18 protein-coding genes and 2 pseudogenes are annotated in these 17,171 nt (G+C 73.6%); 8 read left to right on the top strand and 12 right to left on the bottom strand.

Annotated features, from left to right (window positions below; genetic code table 11):
* Positions 1-30 precede the first annotated feature (30 nt).
* Positions 31-657 (bottom strand): class F sortase, encoded by a 627-nt coding sequence (locus tag ACIA6T_RS20475; protein WP_399447885.1) that lies wholly within the window; start codon positions 655-657, stop codon positions 31-33.
* 175 nt (positions 658-832) lie between these two features.
* Positions 833-1,357, bottom strand: a complete 525-nt coding sequence (locus tag ACIA6T_RS20470) for a hypothetical protein (RefSeq protein ID WP_399447884.1) — start codon at positions 1,355-1,357, stop codon at positions 833-835.
* 251 nt (positions 1,358-1,608) lie between these two features.
* Between ACIA6T_RS20470 and ACIA6T_RS20465 the strand changes: the two genes are divergently transcribed.
* The 3 genes from ACIA6T_RS20465 (at position 1,609) to ACIA6T_RS20455 (ending at position 4,599) form a co-directional block, all read left to right on the top strand.
* Positions 1,609-2,772, top strand: coding sequence for an MFS transporter (locus tag ACIA6T_RS20465; protein WP_399447883.1), 1,164 nt, complete (start codon positions 1,609-1,611; stop codon positions 2,770-2,772).
* 162 nt (positions 2,773-2,934) lie between these two features.
* Positions 2,935-3,825, top strand: coding sequence for an SDR family oxidoreductase (locus tag ACIA6T_RS20460; RefSeq protein ID WP_399447882.1), 891 nt, complete (start codon positions 2,935-2,937; stop codon positions 3,823-3,825).
* A gap of 36 nt (positions 3,826-3,861) precedes the next feature.
* Positions 3,862-4,599: a maleylpyruvate isomerase family mycothiol-dependent enzyme gene (locus tag ACIA6T_RS20455; protein WP_399447881.1), complete on the top strand. Its 738-nt coding sequence runs from the start codon at positions 3,862-3,864 to the stop codon at positions 4,597-4,599.
* Between the two features lie 12 nt (positions 4,600-4,611).
* Here ACIA6T_RS20455 and ACIA6T_RS20450 read toward each other — a convergent pair whose 3' ends face one another.
* Positions 4,612-5,004, bottom strand: a complete 393-nt coding sequence (locus ACIA6T_RS20450) for a MarR family winged helix-turn-helix transcriptional regulator (protein WP_399447880.1) — start codon at positions 5,002-5,004, stop codon at positions 4,612-4,614.
* A 293-nt stretch (positions 5,005-5,297) separates the two neighbouring features.
* Between ACIA6T_RS20450 and ACIA6T_RS20445 the strand changes: the two genes are divergently transcribed.
* Positions 5,298-5,582 carry a DUF6332 family protein gene (locus ACIA6T_RS20445; RefSeq protein ID WP_399447879.1) on the top strand — a complete coding sequence of 95 codons (285 nt, stop codon included), beginning with the start codon at positions 5,298-5,300 and terminating at the stop codon, positions 5,580-5,582.
* Here the strand turns inward: ACIA6T_RS20445 and ACIA6T_RS20440 are convergent.
* From ACIA6T_RS20440 to ACIA6T_RS20430, 3 genes and pseudogenes are all read right to left on the bottom strand, one after another.
* A pseudogene (locus tag ACIA6T_RS20440) lies at positions 5,543-6,207 on the bottom strand (response regulator). The gene ACIA6T_RS20445 and the pseudogene ACIA6T_RS20440 overlap by 40 nt on opposite strands.
* A pseudogene (locus ACIA6T_RS20435) lies at positions 6,204-7,499 on the bottom strand (sensor histidine kinase). Before ACIA6T_RS20435 ends, ACIA6T_RS20440 begins: the two co-directional pseudogenes overlap by 4 nt.
* 95 nt (positions 7,500-7,594) lie before the next feature.
* The gene (locus tag ACIA6T_RS20430; RefSeq protein ID WP_399447878.1) at positions 7,595-8,338 is read right to left on the bottom strand and encodes a TetR/AcrR family transcriptional regulator; all 744 of its coding nucleotides are present in this window, start codon (positions 8,336-8,338) and stop codon (positions 7,595-7,597) included.
* Positions 8,339-8,572: 234 nt separating this feature from the next.
* Between ACIA6T_RS20430 and ACIA6T_RS20425 the strand changes: the two genes are divergently transcribed.
* Positions 8,573-9,028, top strand: coding sequence for a nitroreductase family deazaflavin-dependent oxidoreductase (locus tag ACIA6T_RS20425; RefSeq protein ID WP_399447877.1), 456 nt, complete (start codon positions 8,573-8,575; stop codon positions 9,026-9,028).
* Here ACIA6T_RS20425 and ACIA6T_RS20420 read toward each other — a convergent pair.
* Positions 9,018-10,250 (bottom strand): geranylgeranyl reductase family protein, encoded by a 1,233-nt coding sequence (locus ACIA6T_RS20420; RefSeq protein WP_399447876.1) that lies wholly within the window; start codon positions 10,248-10,250, stop codon positions 9,018-9,020. The two genes, ACIA6T_RS20425 and ACIA6T_RS20420, sit on opposite strands and share 11 nt — an antisense overlap.
* A gap of 195 nt (positions 10,251-10,445) precedes the next feature.
* On the opposite strand from ACIA6T_RS20420, the gene ACIA6T_RS20415 reads away from it, so the two are divergent.
* Positions 10,446-11,807 carry a dipeptidase gene (locus ACIA6T_RS20415; RefSeq protein ID WP_399447875.1) on the top strand — a complete coding sequence of 454 codons (1,362 nt, stop codon included), beginning with the start codon at positions 10,446-10,448 and terminating at the stop codon, positions 11,805-11,807.
* Positions 11,808-12,011: 204 nt separating this feature from the next.
* Here the strand turns inward: ACIA6T_RS20415 and ACIA6T_RS20410 are convergent, their stop codons facing one another.
* The 3 genes from ACIA6T_RS20410 to ACIA6T_RS20400 form a co-directional block, all read right to left on the bottom strand.
* On the bottom strand, positions 12,012-13,052 hold the full coding sequence (locus ACIA6T_RS20410; RefSeq protein ID WP_399447874.1) for an NUDIX domain-containing protein: 1,041 nt from the start codon (positions 13,050-13,052) through the stop codon (positions 12,012-12,014).
* 148 nt (positions 13,053-13,200) lie between these two features.
* On the bottom strand, positions 13,201-13,392 hold the full coding sequence (locus ACIA6T_RS20405) for a hypothetical protein (RefSeq protein WP_399447873.1): 192 nt from the start codon (positions 13,390-13,392) through the stop codon (positions 13,201-13,203).
* A 303-nt stretch (positions 13,393-13,695) separates the two neighbouring features.
* Positions 13,696-14,649 carry an ROK family protein gene (locus tag ACIA6T_RS20400; RefSeq protein ID WP_399447872.1) on the bottom strand — a complete coding sequence of 318 codons (954 nt, stop codon included), beginning with the start codon at positions 14,647-14,649 and terminating at the stop codon, positions 13,696-13,698.
* A gap of 196 nt (positions 14,650-14,845) precedes the next feature.
* Between ACIA6T_RS20400 and ACIA6T_RS20395 the strand changes: the two genes are divergently transcribed.
* On the top strand, positions 14,846-15,940 hold the full coding sequence (locus ACIA6T_RS20395; protein ID WP_399447871.1) for a LacI family DNA-binding transcriptional regulator: 1,095 nt from the start codon (positions 14,846-14,848) through the stop codon (positions 15,938-15,940).
* Between the two features lie 7 nt (positions 15,941-15,947).
* On the top strand, positions 15,948-16,763 hold the full coding sequence (locus tag ACIA6T_RS20390) for a hypothetical protein (protein WP_399447870.1): 816 nt from the start codon (positions 15,948-15,950) through the stop codon (positions 16,761-16,763).
* A gap of 3 nt (positions 16,764-16,766) precedes the next feature.
* Here the strand turns inward: ACIA6T_RS20390 and ACIA6T_RS20385 are convergent, their stop codons facing one another.
* Both ACIA6T_RS20385 and ACIA6T_RS20380 read right to left on the bottom strand, forming a co-directional pair.
* Entirely contained in the window at positions 16,767-16,985 is a 219-nt protein-coding gene (locus ACIA6T_RS20385) for a helix-turn-helix domain-containing protein (RefSeq protein WP_399447869.1), read from the bottom strand.
* A complete protein-coding gene (locus ACIA6T_RS20380) occupies positions 16,985-17,164 on the bottom strand; it encodes a hypothetical protein (RefSeq protein WP_399447868.1) in 180 nt (59 codons plus the stop codon). The genes ACIA6T_RS20385 and ACIA6T_RS20380 overlap by 1 nt, the downstream gene beginning before the upstream one ends.
* Positions 17,165-17,171: the final 7 nt, after the last annotated feature.

The following is a 17,171-nucleotide window of genomic DNA, read 5'->3' as shown; positions in this document are numbered from 1 at the left end:
AGGCGTCCTCCCCCCTTCCGGGCAGCCGGCTCAGACGAGATGGGCGAAGACCACCAGGTTCTCGGTGTAGTCCTTGGCGGCGTGGTCGTAGTCCCCGGAGCAGGTGATGAGCCGCACCTGGGCGTCGGGGGTGTCGGCGTACACGCGCTCGTCGGGGAAGTCGTCCTTCTTGAAGGACTCCGTCTCGTCCACCACGAACGTCGCCTTGCCGCCGTCGGCGCGCAGCACCCGGAAGCGGTCGCCCTTCTCCAGTTCGCTGAGCCGTGCGAACACGGCCGGGGACGTCGCCGTGTCCACGTGCCCGGCGATGATCGCCGTACCGCGTTCGCCCGGGGAGACGCCCTTGGCGTACCAGCCGACCAGGTTGGTGTTGTGGGGCGGCGGCGGTTCGAGCCGGCCCTTGCTGCCGATGGCGAGGTCGATGAAGGGGGCGTCGACGTCGATGGCGGGGATGAGCAGCCGCTTCGGCTCGGACCGCGGCAGGTGCTCGGCCGCCGGTTCGCGGGTGGCCGGGGCGCTCGCGGCGGGGGTGGACGGCGCGGCGGAGACCGCGGACGCCGCGCGCGGCCCGTGCGCGTCGTCGGGAGGGCCCTCCCCGCCGCCCATCAGCGTCGCGGCCAGCAGCAGGCCGGCTCCACTCCAGAAGACCGCCGTCATGACGGCGCGCAGCCTCCGCCGCGTCGGCGACGCCTGATCGGTTTCGAGGGGGGAAGGGGGACTGGCCGGCATCGGGGGGACCACCTCATTCGGACACGGCACACGGACGAGCGAGCGGGGCCGTCATGACGCGCGAGGCACGTACGACGGCCCCGTCTATGGAGCCGGGCATGGCTCAGGCCACGCTCCCGGCGACCTTCTTGCGGCGCAGCGCGTACGCACCGGTGCCGAGGACCGCCAGTGCGGCCAGACCGCCCGCGGTGACACCGGGCTCGGCGAGCCCGCCGCCACCGGTGTGCATGCCGCCGCGCGGCTTCTCCTCCTTGCTCCACTCCTTGTCCTGCTTGCCGCCGTAGGACTCCTCGCTGCCCGAGTCGTCCTTCTCCTTGTACGTCTCAGGGTCGTACTTCGGGTCCTTGGCGGTGCCCCAGTCCTCCTCGCCCACGGCGGTCAGGGCCCCACCGCCCGTGTGCACGCCGCCGTGCGGCTTGTCGTGCTTGCTCTCCTTGCCGTACTCCTTGCTCTCCTTGCTCTCCTTGTCGTACTCCTTGCTCTCCTTGCTCTCCTTGTCGTACTCCTTGCTGTGCGAAGACTTGTCGTAGCCCCCGTCGCCCGAGTGGTCGGCGTAGGCTGCGGGCGCGGCGATGGCGAGGGCCGCCGTGGCCGTCGCGGTGGCGAGCACCATGCGGGCAGAGCGCATCTGGAAGTCCTTCCACGGGAGACTGGGCAGCTGACTCCTCGTCAGCACGGATGTCCCGGTCTCCGGCATGATCCACGCTCATTCATGGCGCCCGGTCCCACCATCCGGGACGATCACACGGGTTAACGTCCCCACCCCTGCGGCGGCACACCGGCCGCGTCCGCCCCGTTCAGGGCTCTCTTGCCGCAGGCCGCGACGCTGCCTAGCCTGACTTTGTGCCACTGATAAACAAAACCCGTTCGCACAGTGTGGTGCCGGGTACCGACCTCGTCCGACTCCGTCTCGCCCTGACCGCCTTCTTCGCCCTCGACGGCTTCGTCTTCGCCGGCTGGGTGGTGCGCATCCCCGCCATCAAGGAACAGACCGGCGCCTCCGCGAGCGCCCTCGGCCTGGCCCTGCTCGGCGTCTCCGCCGGGGCCGTGATCACCATGACGCTCACCGGCCGCCTGTGCCGCCGGTACGGCAGCCATCTCGTCACCGTCGTCTGCGCGGTCCTGCTCTGCCTGAGCGTCGGGCTGCCCCCGCTGACCCGTTCCGTCCTCGCGCTCGGCACCGTACTGCTGCTGTTCGGCGCGGCGTACGGCGGGATCAACGTCGCCTTCAACAGCGCCGCCGTCGACCTGGTGGCCGCGCTGGGACGGCCCGTCATGCCGAGCTTCCACGCCGCGTTCAGTCTGGGCGGCATGATCGGCGCGGGGTTGGGCGCCCTGGTCGCCGGTTCGCTGTCGCCCACCCGGCATCTGTGGGGGCTCGCCGCCGTGGGGCTGCTCGTGACGGCCGTCGCGGGGCGGGCGCTGATGCGGTGCGAGCCGCCGACCCCGGCGGACGCGGGACGGACCGGGCAGGGCGCCCCGCGCCGGCCGGACCGCCGTACCCGCGCGCTGGTGATCGTCTTCGGGCTCATCGCGCTGTGCACCGCGTACGGCGAAGGGGCGCTGGCCGACTGGGGCGCGCTCCACCTGGAGGAGGACCTCGGCGCCTCGCCGGGCGCCGCGGCCGTCGGGTACTCCTGTTTCGCGCTGGCCATGACGGTCGGGCGGCTCTCCGGGACGACGCTGCTGGAACGGCTGGGCCGGACCCGTACCGTCCTGGCCGGCGGTTCCACCGCGACGGCCGGCATGCTGCTCGGCGCGCTCGCGCCGTCCCTGTGGGCGGCCCTGCTCGGTTACGCGGTCACCGGCCTCGGGCTCGCCAACCTGTTCCCCGTGGCCGTCGAGCGGGCGGGCGCGCTCGCGGGCGCCGGCGGGGTCGCCACCGCCTCCACCCTGGGCTACGGCGGCATGCTCCTCGGCCCGCCCGCGATCGGCTTCATGGCGGACTGGTTCAGCCTCCCGGCCGCGCTGACCAGCGTGGCGGTGCTGGCGGCGGTGGCCACCGTCATCGGCTTCGCCACCCGTCACGTGCGCGCGGACTGATTCCGCCCGGTCCCCCGGCCGACCGGGAGGCAACAGTCCCCCGGCCGTCCGGGTGGCGGTGGGGCGGACCGGATCGGGTGCGCGGTACGGGGGTACCCGGGCGACGATGTCCGCCGGTTCTCCGTCGGCGGGCGCCGACCGCACGACCGCCCCTCCAGGGACATGGGAGAGACCGTGACCGAGCAGCAGAATCCCGTCGAGCAGCACCCGACCCCCGACTTCCCGTCCCAGGACCAGCCGCATCCCGGCTGGACCGGTCCCATGGACCCGCCGCCGGACCACGGGGAGGACTCCTACCGGGGCAGCGGCCGGCTGGCGGACCGCAAGGCCGTGATCACGGGCGGGGACTCGGGGATCGGCCGGGCGGTCGCCCTGGCGTTCGCCCGCGAGGGCGCCGACGTGGTCTTCACGTACCTGGACAGCGAGAAGGACGACGCCGCCGAGACCGTGCGGTGGGTGGAGGAGGCCGGCCGGCGGGCCGTGCCCGTCGCGTGCGACGTGCGGGACGAGGAGAACTGCCGGGCGCTGATCGACCGCGCGGTCTCGGAGTTCGGCCGGATCGACATCCTGGTGAACAACGCGGCGTACCAGATGTCGCAGCCCGACGGCATCGAGGCGATCTCCACCGAGCAGTTCGACCGCGTGATGCGGACCAACCTGTACGGCATGTTCTGGCTGTGCAAGCTGGCCGTGCCGCACATGCGGGAGGGCGGCAGCATCATCAACTCGGCCTCCGTACAGGCCTACAAGCCGAGCCCGCACCTGCTGGACTACGCGACCACGAAGGGCGCCATCGTCACGTTCACCCAGGGACTGGCGCAGATGCTGATCGAACGGGGTGTCCGGGTCAACGCCGTGGCGCCGGGGCCGGTGTGGACGCCGCTGATCCCGGCGACCCTGCCGGACACCGCGGAGTTCGGCAAGCAGGCGCCCATCGGGCGTCCGGCCCAGCCGGCCGAGATGGCCCCGGCGTATGTCTTCCTCGCCTCGCAGGAGGCGTCGTACATCACCGCGGAGATCGTGAACGCGACGGGCGGTACCCCGCTCCCGTAGGGCCCGGGCAGGCGTCCGTACGGCAGACTCCCGCCCATGACGGACACTGCCTGGTTCCTGGAAACACTGGAGAAAGAGGGCCAGTTGCTGGCCGACGCCGCGGAGCGGGCGGGCACGGACGCCGCCGTGCCGACCTGCCCGGGGTGGCGTACGCGGGACCTGGTCCGGCACACCGGTGTGGTGCACCGGTGGGCCGCGGCCTTCGTCGCGGACGGACACACCGCGCCGCGCCCGACGGACGAACACCCCACACTGGACGGCCCCGCGCTCGTGGCCTGGTACCGCGACGGCCACCGCCGCCTGGTGGACACCCTGACGGGTGCGGCGCCCGACGTGGAGTGCTTCACCTTCCTGCCCGGACCGCCCTCCGCGCTCGCGTTCTGGGCCCGCCGGCAGGCGCACGAGACGACCGTCCACCGGTTCGACGCCGAGTCGGCACGCGGCGGCACACCGTCGCCGGTCGCCACGGACTTCGCCGTGGACGGCGTCGACGAGCTGCTGCGCGGGTTCCACGCGCGGCCCAGGAGCAGGGTGCGCACCCGGGCGCCCCGTGTCCTGCGGGTGCGCGCGACCGACGCGGACGCGGTGTGGACCGTACGGCTGTCCCAGGAGCCGCCGGTGACCAGCCGGGACGCGGCCGGGGACGCGGAGTGCGAACTGTCCGGACCCGCCGAGCAGTTGTATCTCGCACTGTGGAACCGGGTGCCGGTACCGGCGGTGTCGGGCGATCCGGAGCTCGCCGCGCTCTGGCGGGAGACGTCCGCCGTGGGCTGAGGACCCCGCCGCTCAGCCGTCGGAGAGCATCCGGGCCAGCACCGCGCGCTGCACGGGCAGTACCTCGCCGTGCAGCGCGCGCCCCTTCGCCGTGAGCGACACCCTCACTCCCCGCCGGTCCTCCGGACACGTCCCGCGCTCGGCGAGGCCCTCCTTCTCCAGCCGGGCGACCAGCCGGGAGAGCGCGCTCTGGCTCAGATGGACGTGCTCGGAGATCTCCTGGAGGCGGTAGGAGCAGCCGCCCGGTCCGGGGCCCCGCGCGAGGATGTCGAGGACCTCGAAGTCGCTGGCGCACAGGCCGTGTCCGTGCAGGGCGCGGTCGATCTCGCACTGGGTGCGCGCATGCAGCGCGAGCACGTCCCGCCACCGTTCCACGAGCGCCTGTTCGGCCTGCTCCGCCGCCATGGGCGCACCGTAGCAGGCGTGCGCGTACGAGTCTCCCGAGCGCGCCTTCTCCACTCACCACCCCCGTCCCCGACGGACGCCGGCCCCCGGCTGCGGGACCTTGCCGGGGTTCCGCGCCGCGAGGGCGGCCGGTCCGTGGTCGTGGCCGAGTCCACCGGCCGGCGGACGGAGGCGGCACGCGTCGGCGCCCGCGGCCAGGGGGCCGGCTCCGGTGCGTGCGCCCCGGCCGGGTTCCTTGCCCGCCGGGCGCACACCTGTTTCACTCCTCGGGTGGCCGGATGCGAGGGGGCGGCGTGACGGGGTACGAGGGACGGCGGAGCCGGGCCGAGCGGGACGCGATCACCGTGGAAACCGGGTACGCGCTGTGCAGCGCGGCGTTCGCGGCGGCGGTCGTCCTCGGGGCCGTGGCGGGGCCTGCTCTGCTCTTCGAGCTGCCGGGCACCTTCGAGACGGTGCTGCGCCACACCGGATCACTGCTCGCGACCGTGCTGTTCGCCGTCCGCACGGTATCCGTACTGGTCAGGTTCCGGCGGGCGGCTCAGCCCAGCCAGCCGGGCCGTACCAGCCCCGACTCATAGGCCAGCACGACCAGTTGGGCCCGGTCGCGGGCGCCCAGTTTCACCATGGTGCGGCTGACGTGGGTCTTGGCGGTGAGCGGGCTGACGACCAGACGGCGGGCGATCTCCTCGTTGGACAGGCCGATGCCGACCAGCGCCATGACCTCCCGCTCCCGCCCGGTGAGCCTGGACAGGGCGCCGGCGGCGGCCGGTTCCTTGGAACGGGCCGCGAACTCCGCGATCAGCCGGCGCGTCACCCCGGGCGACAGCAGCGCGTCACCGCCGACCACCGCCCGCACCGCGCGCAGCAGTTCCTCCGGCTCGGTGTCCTTGACCAGGAAGCCCGAGGCTCCCGAGCGGATCGCCTCGAAGACGTACTCGTCCAGCTCGAAGGTGGTGAGCATGACCACCTTCACGTCCCCCAGCCCCGCGTCCCCGGTGACCCGGCGGGTCGCGGCGAGACCGTCGAGCACGGGCATCCGGATGTCCATGAGCACGACGTCGGGCCGCCGTTCGCGGATCAGCCGCACCGCCTCCTCGCCGTCGGACGCCTCCCGGCCACCTCGATGTCCGGCTGCGCGTCCAGCAGCGCGCGGAATCCCGCCCGGACCAGTGACTGGTCGTCGGCGAGCAGTACGCGGATCACCCGTCCTCCTCGGCCTCGATCGGCAGTACGGCGAGCACCCGGAAGCCGCCGTCCGGGCGCGGGCCCGCCTCGATGGTGCCATCCAGCGCGGCGGCCCGCTCCCGCATCCCGGCGCGCCCGTTCCCGCTGCCGCCCGCGTCGGCGCCGGTGGCGGGCCCGTCGTCGTCGACGCGCAGCCGCAACCGCCCCCCGCCCCGTTCGATCCGCACCCGCGCCTCGCGCGAGCCCGAGTGCCGTACGACGTTGGTGAGGGCCTCCTGGACGATGCGGAAGGCGGCCAGGTCCGCACCGGGCGGCAGGCGCGGCGGCTCCCCCTCGACCGTCACGGTGAGGCCCGCGCTCGCGGCCTGCTCCACCAGTTCGGGCAGCCGGTCCAGGCCGGGTGCCGGTGCGCGCGGCGCGGCGCCCGGCGCGCGCAGTGTGCCGAGCACCTGACGCACCTCCCCGAGCGCCTCCTCGCTCTTGGCCTTGATGGTGGTGAGCGCGCTGCGCGCCTGCTCCGGGTCGCTGTCCAGCAGGGCGAGTCCGACGCCCGCCTGCACATTGATGACGGAGATGCTGTGCGCGAGGACGTCGTGCGGTTCGCGGGCGATCCGCAGCCGCTCCTCGTCCGCGCGCCGCCGTGCCGCCCGGACCCGCTCGGCCCGCTCCCGCGCCCACTGCTCACGGCGGGTCCGGGCCAGTTCCGACACCGCCACGAGCGCCACCGCCCAGGTGGCGATCACGATCTCCTGGTTCCAGGAGGGCGCCCGGTCGCCGGAGGGCGGCAGCCATCCGTACAGCACATGGGCGATCAGCACATGTCCCGCTCAGAAGCCCCCCATCGCCGCCCACGCGGCATGCCGGTGCCCCGAGACGACGGCGCTGAAGCAGGCGACGGCGACGGTGAGGAACACCGGTCCGTACGGGTATCCGGCCCCGTCGTAGAACAGGACGGCGGCCACGGTGCCGAACACGACGGGCACGGGGTGACGCCTGCGCCACAGCAGGACCGCGCCCGCCAGGAACAGCGGGACCCGCCCGAGGGGGTCCAACGCGACCCGCTCGCCCTCCTGGGCGTGCTCGGCGAAGCCGGATCCGACCAGCACGAACACCGTGAGCAGCACGGTGGAACGCCAGGGCCACCGGGGGCGCCGGTCCTCGCTGCCGTCGGCGGCCGCGGCTCCGTGGGCTCCGGAGGTCCCGTCGTCCTCGTGGGCCCGGCGGATCCCGCCGGGCGGGCCGTGCCGGAGCGGCCTCCCCGGGCGCCACCACCCCGGCGGCCCGCCGCCGGGTCCGCGCTGCTCGTCCATGTCCGTCACGCTAGACGCCGGACGCCCGGTTCGACGTCGGCCCGGCGTGGTGATCACACGTACTCCCGGCGGAGTACGTCCGTCCGCCCTGCCTCCTACGACGGCTCGGCGGCGGGCCCGCCCGGCGCGGCCACGGGGCCCTGCTGCGGGTACACCAGACCCACGGAGTGCGCGAGCTGCCCCGCCGCGTGGCGGAAGAACGTGTCGCGGTCCTCCACCACCCGGTTGAACTGCCCGAACAGCTCGAACCCGATCAGCCCGAACAGCTGGGCCCAGGCGGCCACCATCGTCACCACCACCTCGGGCGGCAGGTCGGGGGCGAGGTCGGCGGCCATGCGCACGGCCTCGGGCCTCAGCTCGGCCGGCAGCGGGGGCTTGGCGAGGCCGAGGCCCTGGTGCGCGTCGCGGAGGATGCCGATGACGACGAGGGCGGAGCGGGCGGCGGCCGGAACGGTCGTCTCGGGCGCGGTGTAGCCGGGCACCGGCGTGCCGTAGATCAGCGCGTACTCGTGCGGGTGCCCGAGCGCCCAGCCGCGCACGCCCTCGCACACGGCGGTCCAGCGCCGCACCGGTCCGACGTCGGCGGCCGCGTCCCGGGCCGCTTCGGCCGCCGCACCGAGGGAGTCGTAGGCGTCGATGATGAGCGCGGTCAGCAGGTCGTCGCGGCTGGGGAAGTAGCGGTAGAGCGCGGAGGAGGCCATGCCGAGCTCGCGGGCGACGGCCCGCAGCGAGAGCTTGACGGCACCCTCCTTCGCGAGCTGTCTGCGGGCCTCTTCCTTGATGGCCGCGGTGACTTCGATCCTGGCCCGGGCGCGGGCGCCATGTGCGGTGCTGCTCATGCGGGCCAGTGTTCCACGGATCCAGAGCAGTGCACACAAACGAGAGCGGCGCACACAAACACGATCGCCGCACGCGAATACGATCGGCGCACACAAACAAGAGCGGCGCACGCAAAAGAGAGCACTGCTCTTGCTTTGACGCCCCGACATCATGCAGACTGAAGGCGCACCGCGAGAGCAGTGCTCACAAAAGAGAGCAGCGCTCTTGCCGCCACTCCGACCCGGGGGTCACCGATGTCGTCGTCCACGCCGTACTACCTCAAGGGCAGCCCCATGGCCATCCGGCTCAACAGCGTCATCGGCTGGCTGGCCCGGCACGGCGTCAGCCTCGCCGGAACCGCGGAGATGTCCGTCCGCGGCCGCAAGAGCGGGCGGATGCAGCGCATCCCGGTCAACCCGCACACCCACGACGGCGGGCAGTACCTGGTCTCGGCACGCGGTCACTCCCAGTGGGTGCGCAACATGCGCGCCGCCGGCGGCGGGGAACTGCGCGTGGGACGCAAGGTCCGCGCCTTCACCGCGGTGGAGCTTCCCGACGAGGAGAAGCTCCCGATCCTGCGCACCTACCTGGAGAAGTGGGGCTGGGAGGTGAACCAGTACTTCCAGGGGGTCACCGCCCGGTCCTCCGACGAGGAGATCGTCGCGGCCGCCCAGGACCACCCGGTCTTCCGGATCACGGTCAGGAGCTGACCTCGTCGCCCGCGGGACGCCGGTCCAGCGCCATCAGCGCGCGGTGCGCCAGCGGGTGGGTGCGGACCAGCTCGCCGAGCGTCGTCGAGCCCCGCGTGATGTCCTTGAACGCCTTCCAGGCCGGGCGGAAACCGGTGAGGACCGCGTGGAACACCCCCGGACGCCGCTCGAACGCGGCCAGCATCCGCTTGCCGACGCTCATCTCCACACCGAGCCCCGCCTTGACGGCGAAGGCGTAGTTCAGCGCCTGCCGACGCGTGTCCACGGCGTCGTGCGCCTCGGCGATCCGCACCGCCCACTCCCCCGCCAGCCGGCCCGAGCGCAGCGCGAAGGAGATGCCCTCGCGGGTCCACGGCTCCAGCAGCCCCGCCGCGTCCCCGCACACCAGCACCCGCCCGCGCGACAGCGGCGAGTCGTCGGCGCGGCAACGGGTCAAGTGACCGGAGGAGATGCTCGGTTCGAAGCCGGCGAGGCCGAGCCGCCCGATGAAGTCCTCCAAGTAGCGCTTGGTCGCGGCGCCTTCACCCCGCCGCGAGATCACACCGACGGTGAGCGTGTCGCCCTTGGGAAAGACCCAGCCGTAACTGCCGGGCATCGGGCCCCAGTCGATGAGCACCCGCCCCTTCCAGTCCTCGGCGACCGTCTGCGGCACCGGGATCTCCGCCTCCAGACCCAGGTCGACCTGGTCCAGCTTGACGCCGACGTGGGCCCCTATGCGGCCCGCGCTGCCGTCCGCGCCGACCACGGCCCGCGCCAGCACCGTCTCGCCGCCCTGCAGGACGACGGCGACCGTGCGCCGGTCCGGTACGGCCGAGCCGTGCTGCTCCACCCGCTGCACGGCGACGCCGGTGCGCAGCTCGGCGCCCGCCTTCTGCGCGTGCTCCACGAGCTGCTGGTCGAACTCGGGCCGGTTGATCAGCCCGAACAGCATCTGCCGGGAGCGGCGGGTGCGGCTGAAGCGGCCGTTGTGGGAGAACGTCACCGCGTGCACCCGGTCCTTGAACGGCAGCTCGAAGCCGGGAGGGAGCGAATCGCGGGAGGGGCCGATGATGCCGCCGCCACACGTTTTGTAGCGCGGCAGCTCCGCCTTCTCCAGCAACAGCACGCGCCGTCCCGCGACCGCCGCCGCGTAGGCGGCCGAGGCCCCCGCGGGTCCCGCGCCCACCACGACGACGTCCCACACCTGCTGTACGTCGTCCGCCGAAGAGTTCTCGCTGCTCACGATGGTCTACTGCTCCCGATCCAGCCGCCTGCCGCTGATGTCCTCCCGCATCCTACGGCGGCGATCACCTCGGGCCACTGTGGGAGGATCGGCGGCGCAAGTGCCCCGTACACGGGTCCTCACGCACACCGCACGATCATCTCGTACAAAGAAGTACGCAGAAGCTTCAACGTCGCACCCACAAGGAGCGTGCCCATGTCGTCGAATCCGGTCGCCGCGACCGTCGCCTCGCTGATGCCCAGGGCGAAGGAGGAGCTCACCGAACTGGTGGCCTTCAAGTCGGTGGCGGACTTCGGCCAGTTCCCGCGCGAGGAGAGCGAGGGCGCCGCGCACTGGATCGCGGACGCGCTCACCGCCGAGGGCTTCCAGGACGTGGCGCTGCTCGACACCCCGGACGGCACGCAGTCGGTGTACGGCTGCCTGCCGGGCCCGGAGGGCGCGAAGACCGTGCTGCTGTACGCGCACTACGACGTGCAGCCGCCGCTGGACGAGGCCGGCTGGGTGACCCCGCCCTTCGAGCTGACCGAGCGCGACGGCCGCTGGTACGGGCGCGGGGCCGCCGACTGCAAGGGCGGCGTGATCATGCACCTGCTGGCGCTGCGGGCGCTGAAGGCGAACGGCGGCGTCCCCGTGCACGTCAAGGTGATCGTCGAGGGTTCGGAGGAGCAGGGCACCGGCGGCCTGGAGCGGTACGCCGAGGAGCACCCCGACCTGCTGACGGCCGACACGATCGTGATCGGCGACGCGGGCAACTTCCGCGCCGGTCTGCCGACGGTCACCTCCACCCTGCGCGGCATGACGCTCGTCCGGGTGCGGATCGACACCCTGGAGGGCAACCTGCACTCCGGCCAGTTCGGCGGGGCCGCGCCGGACGCGCTGGCCGCGCTGGTGCGCGTGCTGGACTCGCTGCGCGCCGAGGACGGCAGCACCACCGTCGACGGGCTGGCCGGCGAAAAGGCGTGGGACCGGCTGCAGTACGACGACGAGCAGTTCCGTGAGGACGCCAAGGTGCTGGACGGTGTGGAGCTGATCGGTTCCGGCACGGTCGCCGACCGCATCTGGGCGCGTCCGGCGGTGACCGTGCTCGGCATCGACTGCCCGCCGGTGGTCGGCGCCACGCCGTCGGTGCAGGCGAGCGCCCGCGCGCTGATCAGCCTGCGGGTGCCGCCGGGCGTCGACGCGGCCGAGGCGACGAAGCTCCTCCGCGCGCACCTGGAGGCGCACACGCCGTGGGGTGCGCGGGTGAGCACCGAGCAGATCGGCCAGGGGCAGGCGTTCCGCGCGGACACCACCAGTCCGGCCTACCGGGCCATGGCCGACGCGATGGCGGTGGCGTACCCGGGCCAGGAGATGCAGTACGCCGGCCAGGGCGGCTCGATCCCGCTGTGCAACACCCTCGCCGCCCTCTACCCGAAGGCGGAGATCCTGCTCATCGGCCTGAGCGAGCCGGAGGCCCGGATCCACGCGGTGAACGAGAGCGTGTCCCCCGACGAGCTCGAGCGGCTGTCGGTCGCGGAGGCACTGTTCCTGCGCGCCTACGCGTCCGGCGCGAGCTGATCGCCGTGGGGGGGGGGGGGGGGGGGGGGGGGGGGGGGGGGGGGCGGCGCGGGGGGCGGCGGCCCCCCCCCCCCCCCCCCCCCCCCCCCCCCCCGGGCGGGGCCCGGCCCTGCCCGAGACGGACGACTCCCTGACACGGCTGGGCGTTCGGACTCTCCCGGGAGAGAAGCCGCAGGCCGGTGAGAGGCGTCCGCCGACCCGGCCTCAGCCGACCGGCACCCCGGCCTCCAGGTACATCGCCTTCCCGCGTTCCCGTGCCCGCAGGGCCCGGCGCAGCCGTTCGTAGCGGACCGGGGGCAGCAGATCGGCGGCCTCGGCCTCGGAGGCGAAGCGCCAGCCGCGCAGTTCCGGGCCGGGCAGCAGGAGGCGTCCGGCAGCCGCGGAGTCGAGACGGCCGCCGTCGAAGAGCAGCCGCAGACCGCCGAATCCGGGTGGCGCGGGCGGCTCCCAGTCGACGACGAGGAGCGCCGGCACGTCGTCGAGGCGGATCCCGGTCTCCTCGGCGACCTCGCGCATGCCCGCACGCGCGGGGGCCTCACCGCGTTCCACGACCCCGCCCGGGAACTCCCAGCCCGGCTTGTAGGTCGGGTCGACGAGCAGGACCCGGTCCTGCTCGTCGAAGAGCAGCACCCCGGCGGCGACCGTCTCGGCGGTGGGCTCGGGCGTCTGCACGATGTCGCAGGCCGGCGCCTCCCCGCTGCCGACCGCCCCGGCTATCCGCAGGGCGGTCTCGTAGGGGCTGAGGGTTCCGCTGTCGACCGGGTAGGCGTCGGCGGTGAGCCAGGCGGCGAGGGCCGCCTTGTACGGTTCGATGTGGTCGTACGACCACTGCCGGACGCGTATCTCGCCGTCGGGGAGGTCCGCCGGGAGCTCGCGGGCGGCTATGCGCTCACGCAGGATCGTTTCCGCCGGGGCGAGGAGGACATGCCTCACCGGTATGCGGCGGGCGGCGAGCCCGCCGAAGATCTCGTCGCGGTACTCCTGGCGCAGCAGGGTCATGGGGACCACGAGGGTCCCGCCGAGCTCGGCGAGCATCGCGGCCGCCGTGTCGATCACGAGTCGTCGCCAGACCGGGAGGTCCTGGAAGTCACCGACCTCGGCGAGGCGTTTGGGCGGGAGCAGCCGTTCCAGTGCTCCGCCGATGACCTCGGGGTCGAAGAGCGTGCTGTTCGGGATCAGCTCGATCAGTTCGTGCGCGGTGGTGGTCTTTCCCGCACCGAACGCGCCGTTGACCCAGACGATCACGTTTCCCCCTCTTCTGTTGGCCCCCTGTGGCTTGCCCGCTCCACCCTGCCACGGAAACCAGATCCGGGAGAGAACGCGTGAGAACGGCGCCGGCGCCCCTGTCGTCCAGGGACCGCCGACGCCGTACGGCCGCGTCGTGAGGGTCTCGTCAGGCCTTGGTGCCCCGGTCGACGTCCAGGTCCAGGGTGTTGTCCTCGGCGACGGTCCGGTCGAGGGTGCTGAGGGTGTCGTCGACGCCGAGCGAGGTGGCGCCGTCGGCGACCGCGTGCGACGGGGAGACGGCCGCGACGACGAAACCGGTGGCGAGGGAGGCGATGGCCAGCATGCTGCGCTTCTTCATACCCGCCACAACTGCCGGAACGGTCTCGGGGTCACGCACGTGTTCCCCATGCCGCCCCCGGCGGCCGTCACGGCGTCGTGCACGACAGGCGGCGCCGAGAAGCCCCGGACGCCGGCGGCCGGCCGAGAGCGTCCGGCGGCGGACTCCGGACCCCGGCGGCCGAACGTCACGGCGCCCGCGCCCGGCCCGGAAGGCCCCCGCACCCCGCGTGCCGCCCACGACCCCGATGTCCGAACCGCCGACCCGGACACTCACACCCGGACCTCATCGGGAACACGCACGCCCGGCCCCCCGGGCCGGCCCTCAGACCCCCGCCACCGCCGTGTCCGTCCTGCCCGCCAGTGCTGCCGCCGCCGCACCCACCAGGCCCGCGTCCGTGCCCATCCGGGCCGGGGTCACGGCGAGGCGCTGGACGAAGGACAGGGTGGCGTACTCGGTGAGGGCCTTGCGGAGGGGGGCGAAGAGGACCTCGCCCGCCTTGCCCACGCCCCCGCCGATCACGGCGATGTCGATCTCGACGAGTGTCGCGGTGGCCGCGATCCCGGCGGCCAGCGCCCTGGCCGCCCGTTCGAAGGACGCCACGGCCACCGGGTCCCCGCCCCGGGCGGCGGCGGCCACCGCGGCGGCGGAGGTGTCGCCGTCCGGGCCGGGACGCCAGCCGTTGTCCAGGGCGCGGCGGGCGATGTTGGGGCCGCTCGCGATGCGCTCCACGCAGCCGCGCGAGCCGCACGGGCACAGGTCGCCGTCGAGGTCCACGCTGATGTGGCCGATGTGGCCGGCGTTGCCGGTGGGCCCGGGGTGCAGCCGGCCGCCGAGCACCAGGCCGCCGCCGACCCCGGTCGAGACGACCATGCACAGCGCGTTGTCGTGGCCGCGGGCGGCGCCCTGCCAGTGTTCGGCGGCCGTGATCGCCACCCCGTCGCCGATCAGCTCCACGGGCAGGCCCCCGGCCGTGTCCCGGACCCGGGCGACGAGCGGGTAGTCGCGCCAGCCGGGCACGTTGACCGGGCTCACCGTGCCGGCGGAGGCGTCCACGGGGCCGGCGCTGCCGATGCCCACCGCGCCGGCACGGTGCCACAGCGGGGACACGGTGAGCTCACCGAGCACCGCCTCGACCGCCCGCATCACGGTCTCACCGTTCTCCTGCGCGGGCGTCGGCCGCTGGGCGCGGACCAGGATCCGGCCCCGGCCGTCCACCAGCGCGCCCGCGATCTTGGTGCCGCCGATGTCGAGCGCGGCCACGAGGTCGGTGTGCATCAGTGTCGGATCCCCCCGTTGGAACATCTGAAAATCGCCGAGAACGACCATGTGCGACCACGAGGCAACACATGGAGCACGAGCAACGGCCCGGCCGTGCGGCGAGGCGCGGGCCGGAGTGCGCGTTGGACAGTGTCCCCGAGCCTGACAACGTTGTCCAGGCTCTATGCTCGACGCCACATCCTCATACAAGCCCATGGACCTACGCATCCCCGTGGCCGACAGGACAGGACACCGCACCGTGCCGGAGACGACCCGCCGCACCGACCGCATCCCAGGGACCCGTTACGGCAACCGTCCGACGATGAAGGACGTGGCCGCGCGTGCCGGGGTCGGGCTCAAGACGGTCTCCCGCGTGGTCAACGGCGAGCCCGGTGTCACGCCGGAGACGGAGCGCCGTGTCCAGGAGGCGATCGACGCGCTCGGTTTCCGCCGCAACGACAGTGCCCGCGTGCTGCGCAAGGGCCGCACCGCCAGCATCGGTCTGGTGCTGGAGGATCTCGCGGACCCGTTCTACGGGCCGCTGAGCCGGGCGGTCGAGGAGGTGGCCCGCGCGCACGGCGCCCTGCTGATCAACGGCTCCAGCGCGGAGGACGCCGACCGCGAGCAGGAACTGGTGCTGGCGCTGTGCGCCCGGCGGGTGGACGGTCTGGTGGTGATCCCGGCCGGGGACGACCACCGCTATCTGGAGCCGGAGATCAAGGCGGGCGTCGCCACCGTCTTCGTGGACCGTCCGGCCGGGCACATCGACGCGGACGTCGTCGTGTCGGACAACTACGGCGGTGCCCACGACGGTGTGAGCCACCTGATCGCGCACGGTCACCGCAGGATCGGCTTCATCGGCGACATGCCCCGCATCCACACCGCGGCCGAGCGGTTGCGCGGCTACCGGACCGCCATGGAGGACGCGGGGATAACGGTGGCGGGGTCCTGGATGTCGCTGGGCGTCACCGACCCGGAGCGGGTGCGCCGGGCGGCCGAGGAGATGCTCTCCGGACCGGACCCCGTCACCGCGATCTTCACGGGCAACAACCGGGTGACGGTCACCGTGATCCGGGTGCTGGCCGGGCACACCCGCCGGGTCGCCCTGGTCGGCTTCGACGACATCGAGCTCGCCGATCTGCTCCAGCCCGGTGTCACGGTCGTCGCCCAGGACGCGGCGGCCCTCGGCCGGACCGCGGCCGAGCGGCTGTTCCGCCAGCTGGACGGCACCCTGCTCGCCCCGGAGCGCATCGAGCTGCCCACCCGGCTGATCACCCGCGGCTCCGGCGAGCTGCCCCCGGCGGACTGAGCGGACGGTGCCGTCGGAGGAGGACCGCACCCTGCGGGCACTGGGCCTGGAGAAGGCGCCGCGCGAGCACCCGCTGCTGTATCCGGGCGCCTGGCCGCGGGATTCGGGGCTGCTGAACGGGGACCGGCTGCTGCCGCTGGACCGCCTGGTGTACGAGGACCGCGTGCCCGTGCTCGCGGTCGGCTCCAACGCCTGCCCCGGTCAGCTGCGGCACAAGATGGCCGGGTCCGGGATCATCACACCGGTGCCGATGGTGCGGACGCGGGTGACGGGCGTCGACATCGGTGTCTCGGCGCACGTCAGCCGTATGGGCTATGTGTCCCACTCGCCGGTGCGTGCCCCGGGGACGGTGCGGGAGCTGTTCGTCCTCTGGCTCGACACCCGGCAGCTCGCGGTGATCGACGCGAGCGAGGGCGCACCGCGGCCGGACGGCAACTTCCACCGCGCCTGGCTGCCCGCCCCCGAGGTGCGCGTCGAACTCGCCGACGGCTCCACGCTCCCCGGCGCGTACGCGTACGTGAACCGCCACGGCGTGCTGCACGACGGCACCGGCGTCCCGCGCGCCCATCCGGGCCAGCGGGCGCTGCTCACCGAGCTGCTCGTGAAGGTGCCCGGACTGCGGGAGCTGTTCGGCGTCTCCCCCGAGGAGTTCTGCGCACGGGCCCGCGCCGACCTCCGGCTGTGCGCGCGGGGCACCCGGCTGTTCGCGGAGGAGAAGCTGGTCACGGTCTGCGGCCTGGAGCGGTATGCGGGGTCCGGGCGGTACGGACGTCCCGGTACCGGCGCGCCGCCGGCGCCGCTGCCGAGGCAGGGGCGCGGGTGACGGTCAGGGCTGGACGTCGTCGGGCTCCCGGCGCGGCAGGTCGCCCGGCCGGCACTCGAGCACGTCGCGGAGCGCGGCGAGGGCCGTGAAGCGCACCGCCTTGGCGCGGCCGTTCTTGAGCACCGCCGGATTGGCCGGTGTGATGCCGACGCGTTCGGCGAGTTCGCCCACGGACATCTTCCGCCTGGCCGGCATCACGTCGATGTCGACGGCGGTCGGCATCAGATCACCTCGGCCGGCTCGGCCCGCGTCCGCGACGCCTCGACGTCGCGCGCGACGGTCTGCGCCGGCAGCATCCATAGGACGGGTACGACCAGGGCGATGCCCAGGATCGTCAGGCCGGCCCCGCCCAGCAGTGCCACCATCACGGTGCGCAGCGCGAGTACGGTCAGCCGTCCCATCATCCCT

Origin of the sequence: Streptomyces sp. NPDC051740, assembly GCF_044453165.1 — a bacterium.
Classification (GTDB): Bacteria; Actinomycetota; Actinomycetes; order Streptomycetales; family Streptomycetaceae; genus Streptomyces; species Streptomyces atrovirens.
The sequence above is the reverse complement of the archived record's forward strand: the minus strand, read 5'-3'. Positions and strand labels throughout refer to the sequence as shown.

Coding starts and splice junctions, on each gene's coding strand:
- ACIA6T_RS20385 (WP_399447869.1), bottom strand. CDS start 16,985: ATGCCGACCGCCGTCGACATCGACGTGATGCCGGCCAGGCGGAAGATG.
- ACIA6T_RS20425 (WP_399447877.1), top strand. CDS start 8,573: ATGTCGTCGTCCACGCCGTACTACCTCAAGGGCAGCCCCATGGCCATC.
- ACIA6T_RS20470 (WP_399447884.1), bottom strand. CDS start 1,357: ATGCGCTCTGCCCGCATGGTGCTCGCCACCGCGACGGCCACGGCGGCC.
- ACIA6T_RS20405 (WP_399447873.1), bottom strand. CDS start 13,392: ATGAAGAAGCGCAGCATGCTGGCCATCGCCTCCCTCGCCACCGGTTTC.
- ACIA6T_RS20455 (WP_399447881.1), top strand. CDS start 3,862: ATGACGGACACTGCCTGGTTCCTGGAAACACTGGAGAAAGAGGGCCAG.
- ACIA6T_RS20400 (WP_399447872.1), bottom strand. CDS start 14,649: ATGCACACCGACCTCGTGGCCGCGCTCGACATCGGCGGCACCAAGATC.
- ACIA6T_RS20450 (WP_399447880.1), bottom strand. CDS start 5,004: ATGGCGGCGGAGCAGGCCGAACAGGCGCTCGTGGAACGGTGGCGGGAC.
- ACIA6T_RS20475 (WP_399447885.1), bottom strand. CDS start 657: ATGACGGCGGTCTTCTGGAGTGGAGCCGGCCTGCTGCTGGCCGCGACG.
- ACIA6T_RS20430 (WP_399447878.1), bottom strand. CDS start 8,338: ATGAGCAGCACCGCACATGGCGCCCGCGCCCGGGCCAGGATCGAAGTC.
- ACIA6T_RS20460 (WP_399447882.1), top strand. CDS start 2,935: ATGGGAGAGACCGTGACCGAGCAGCAGAATCCCGTCGAGCAGCACCCG.
- ACIA6T_RS20415 (WP_399447875.1), top strand. CDS start 10,446: ATGTCGTCGAATCCGGTCGCCGCGACCGTCGCCTCGCTGATGCCCAGG.
- ACIA6T_RS20395 (WP_399447871.1), top strand. CDS start 14,846: ATGGACCTACGCATCCCCGTGGCCGACAGGACAGGACACCGCACCGTG.
- ACIA6T_RS20380 (WP_399447868.1), bottom strand. CDS start 17,164: ATGGGACGGCTGACCGTACTCGCGCTGCGCACCGTGATGGTGGCACTG.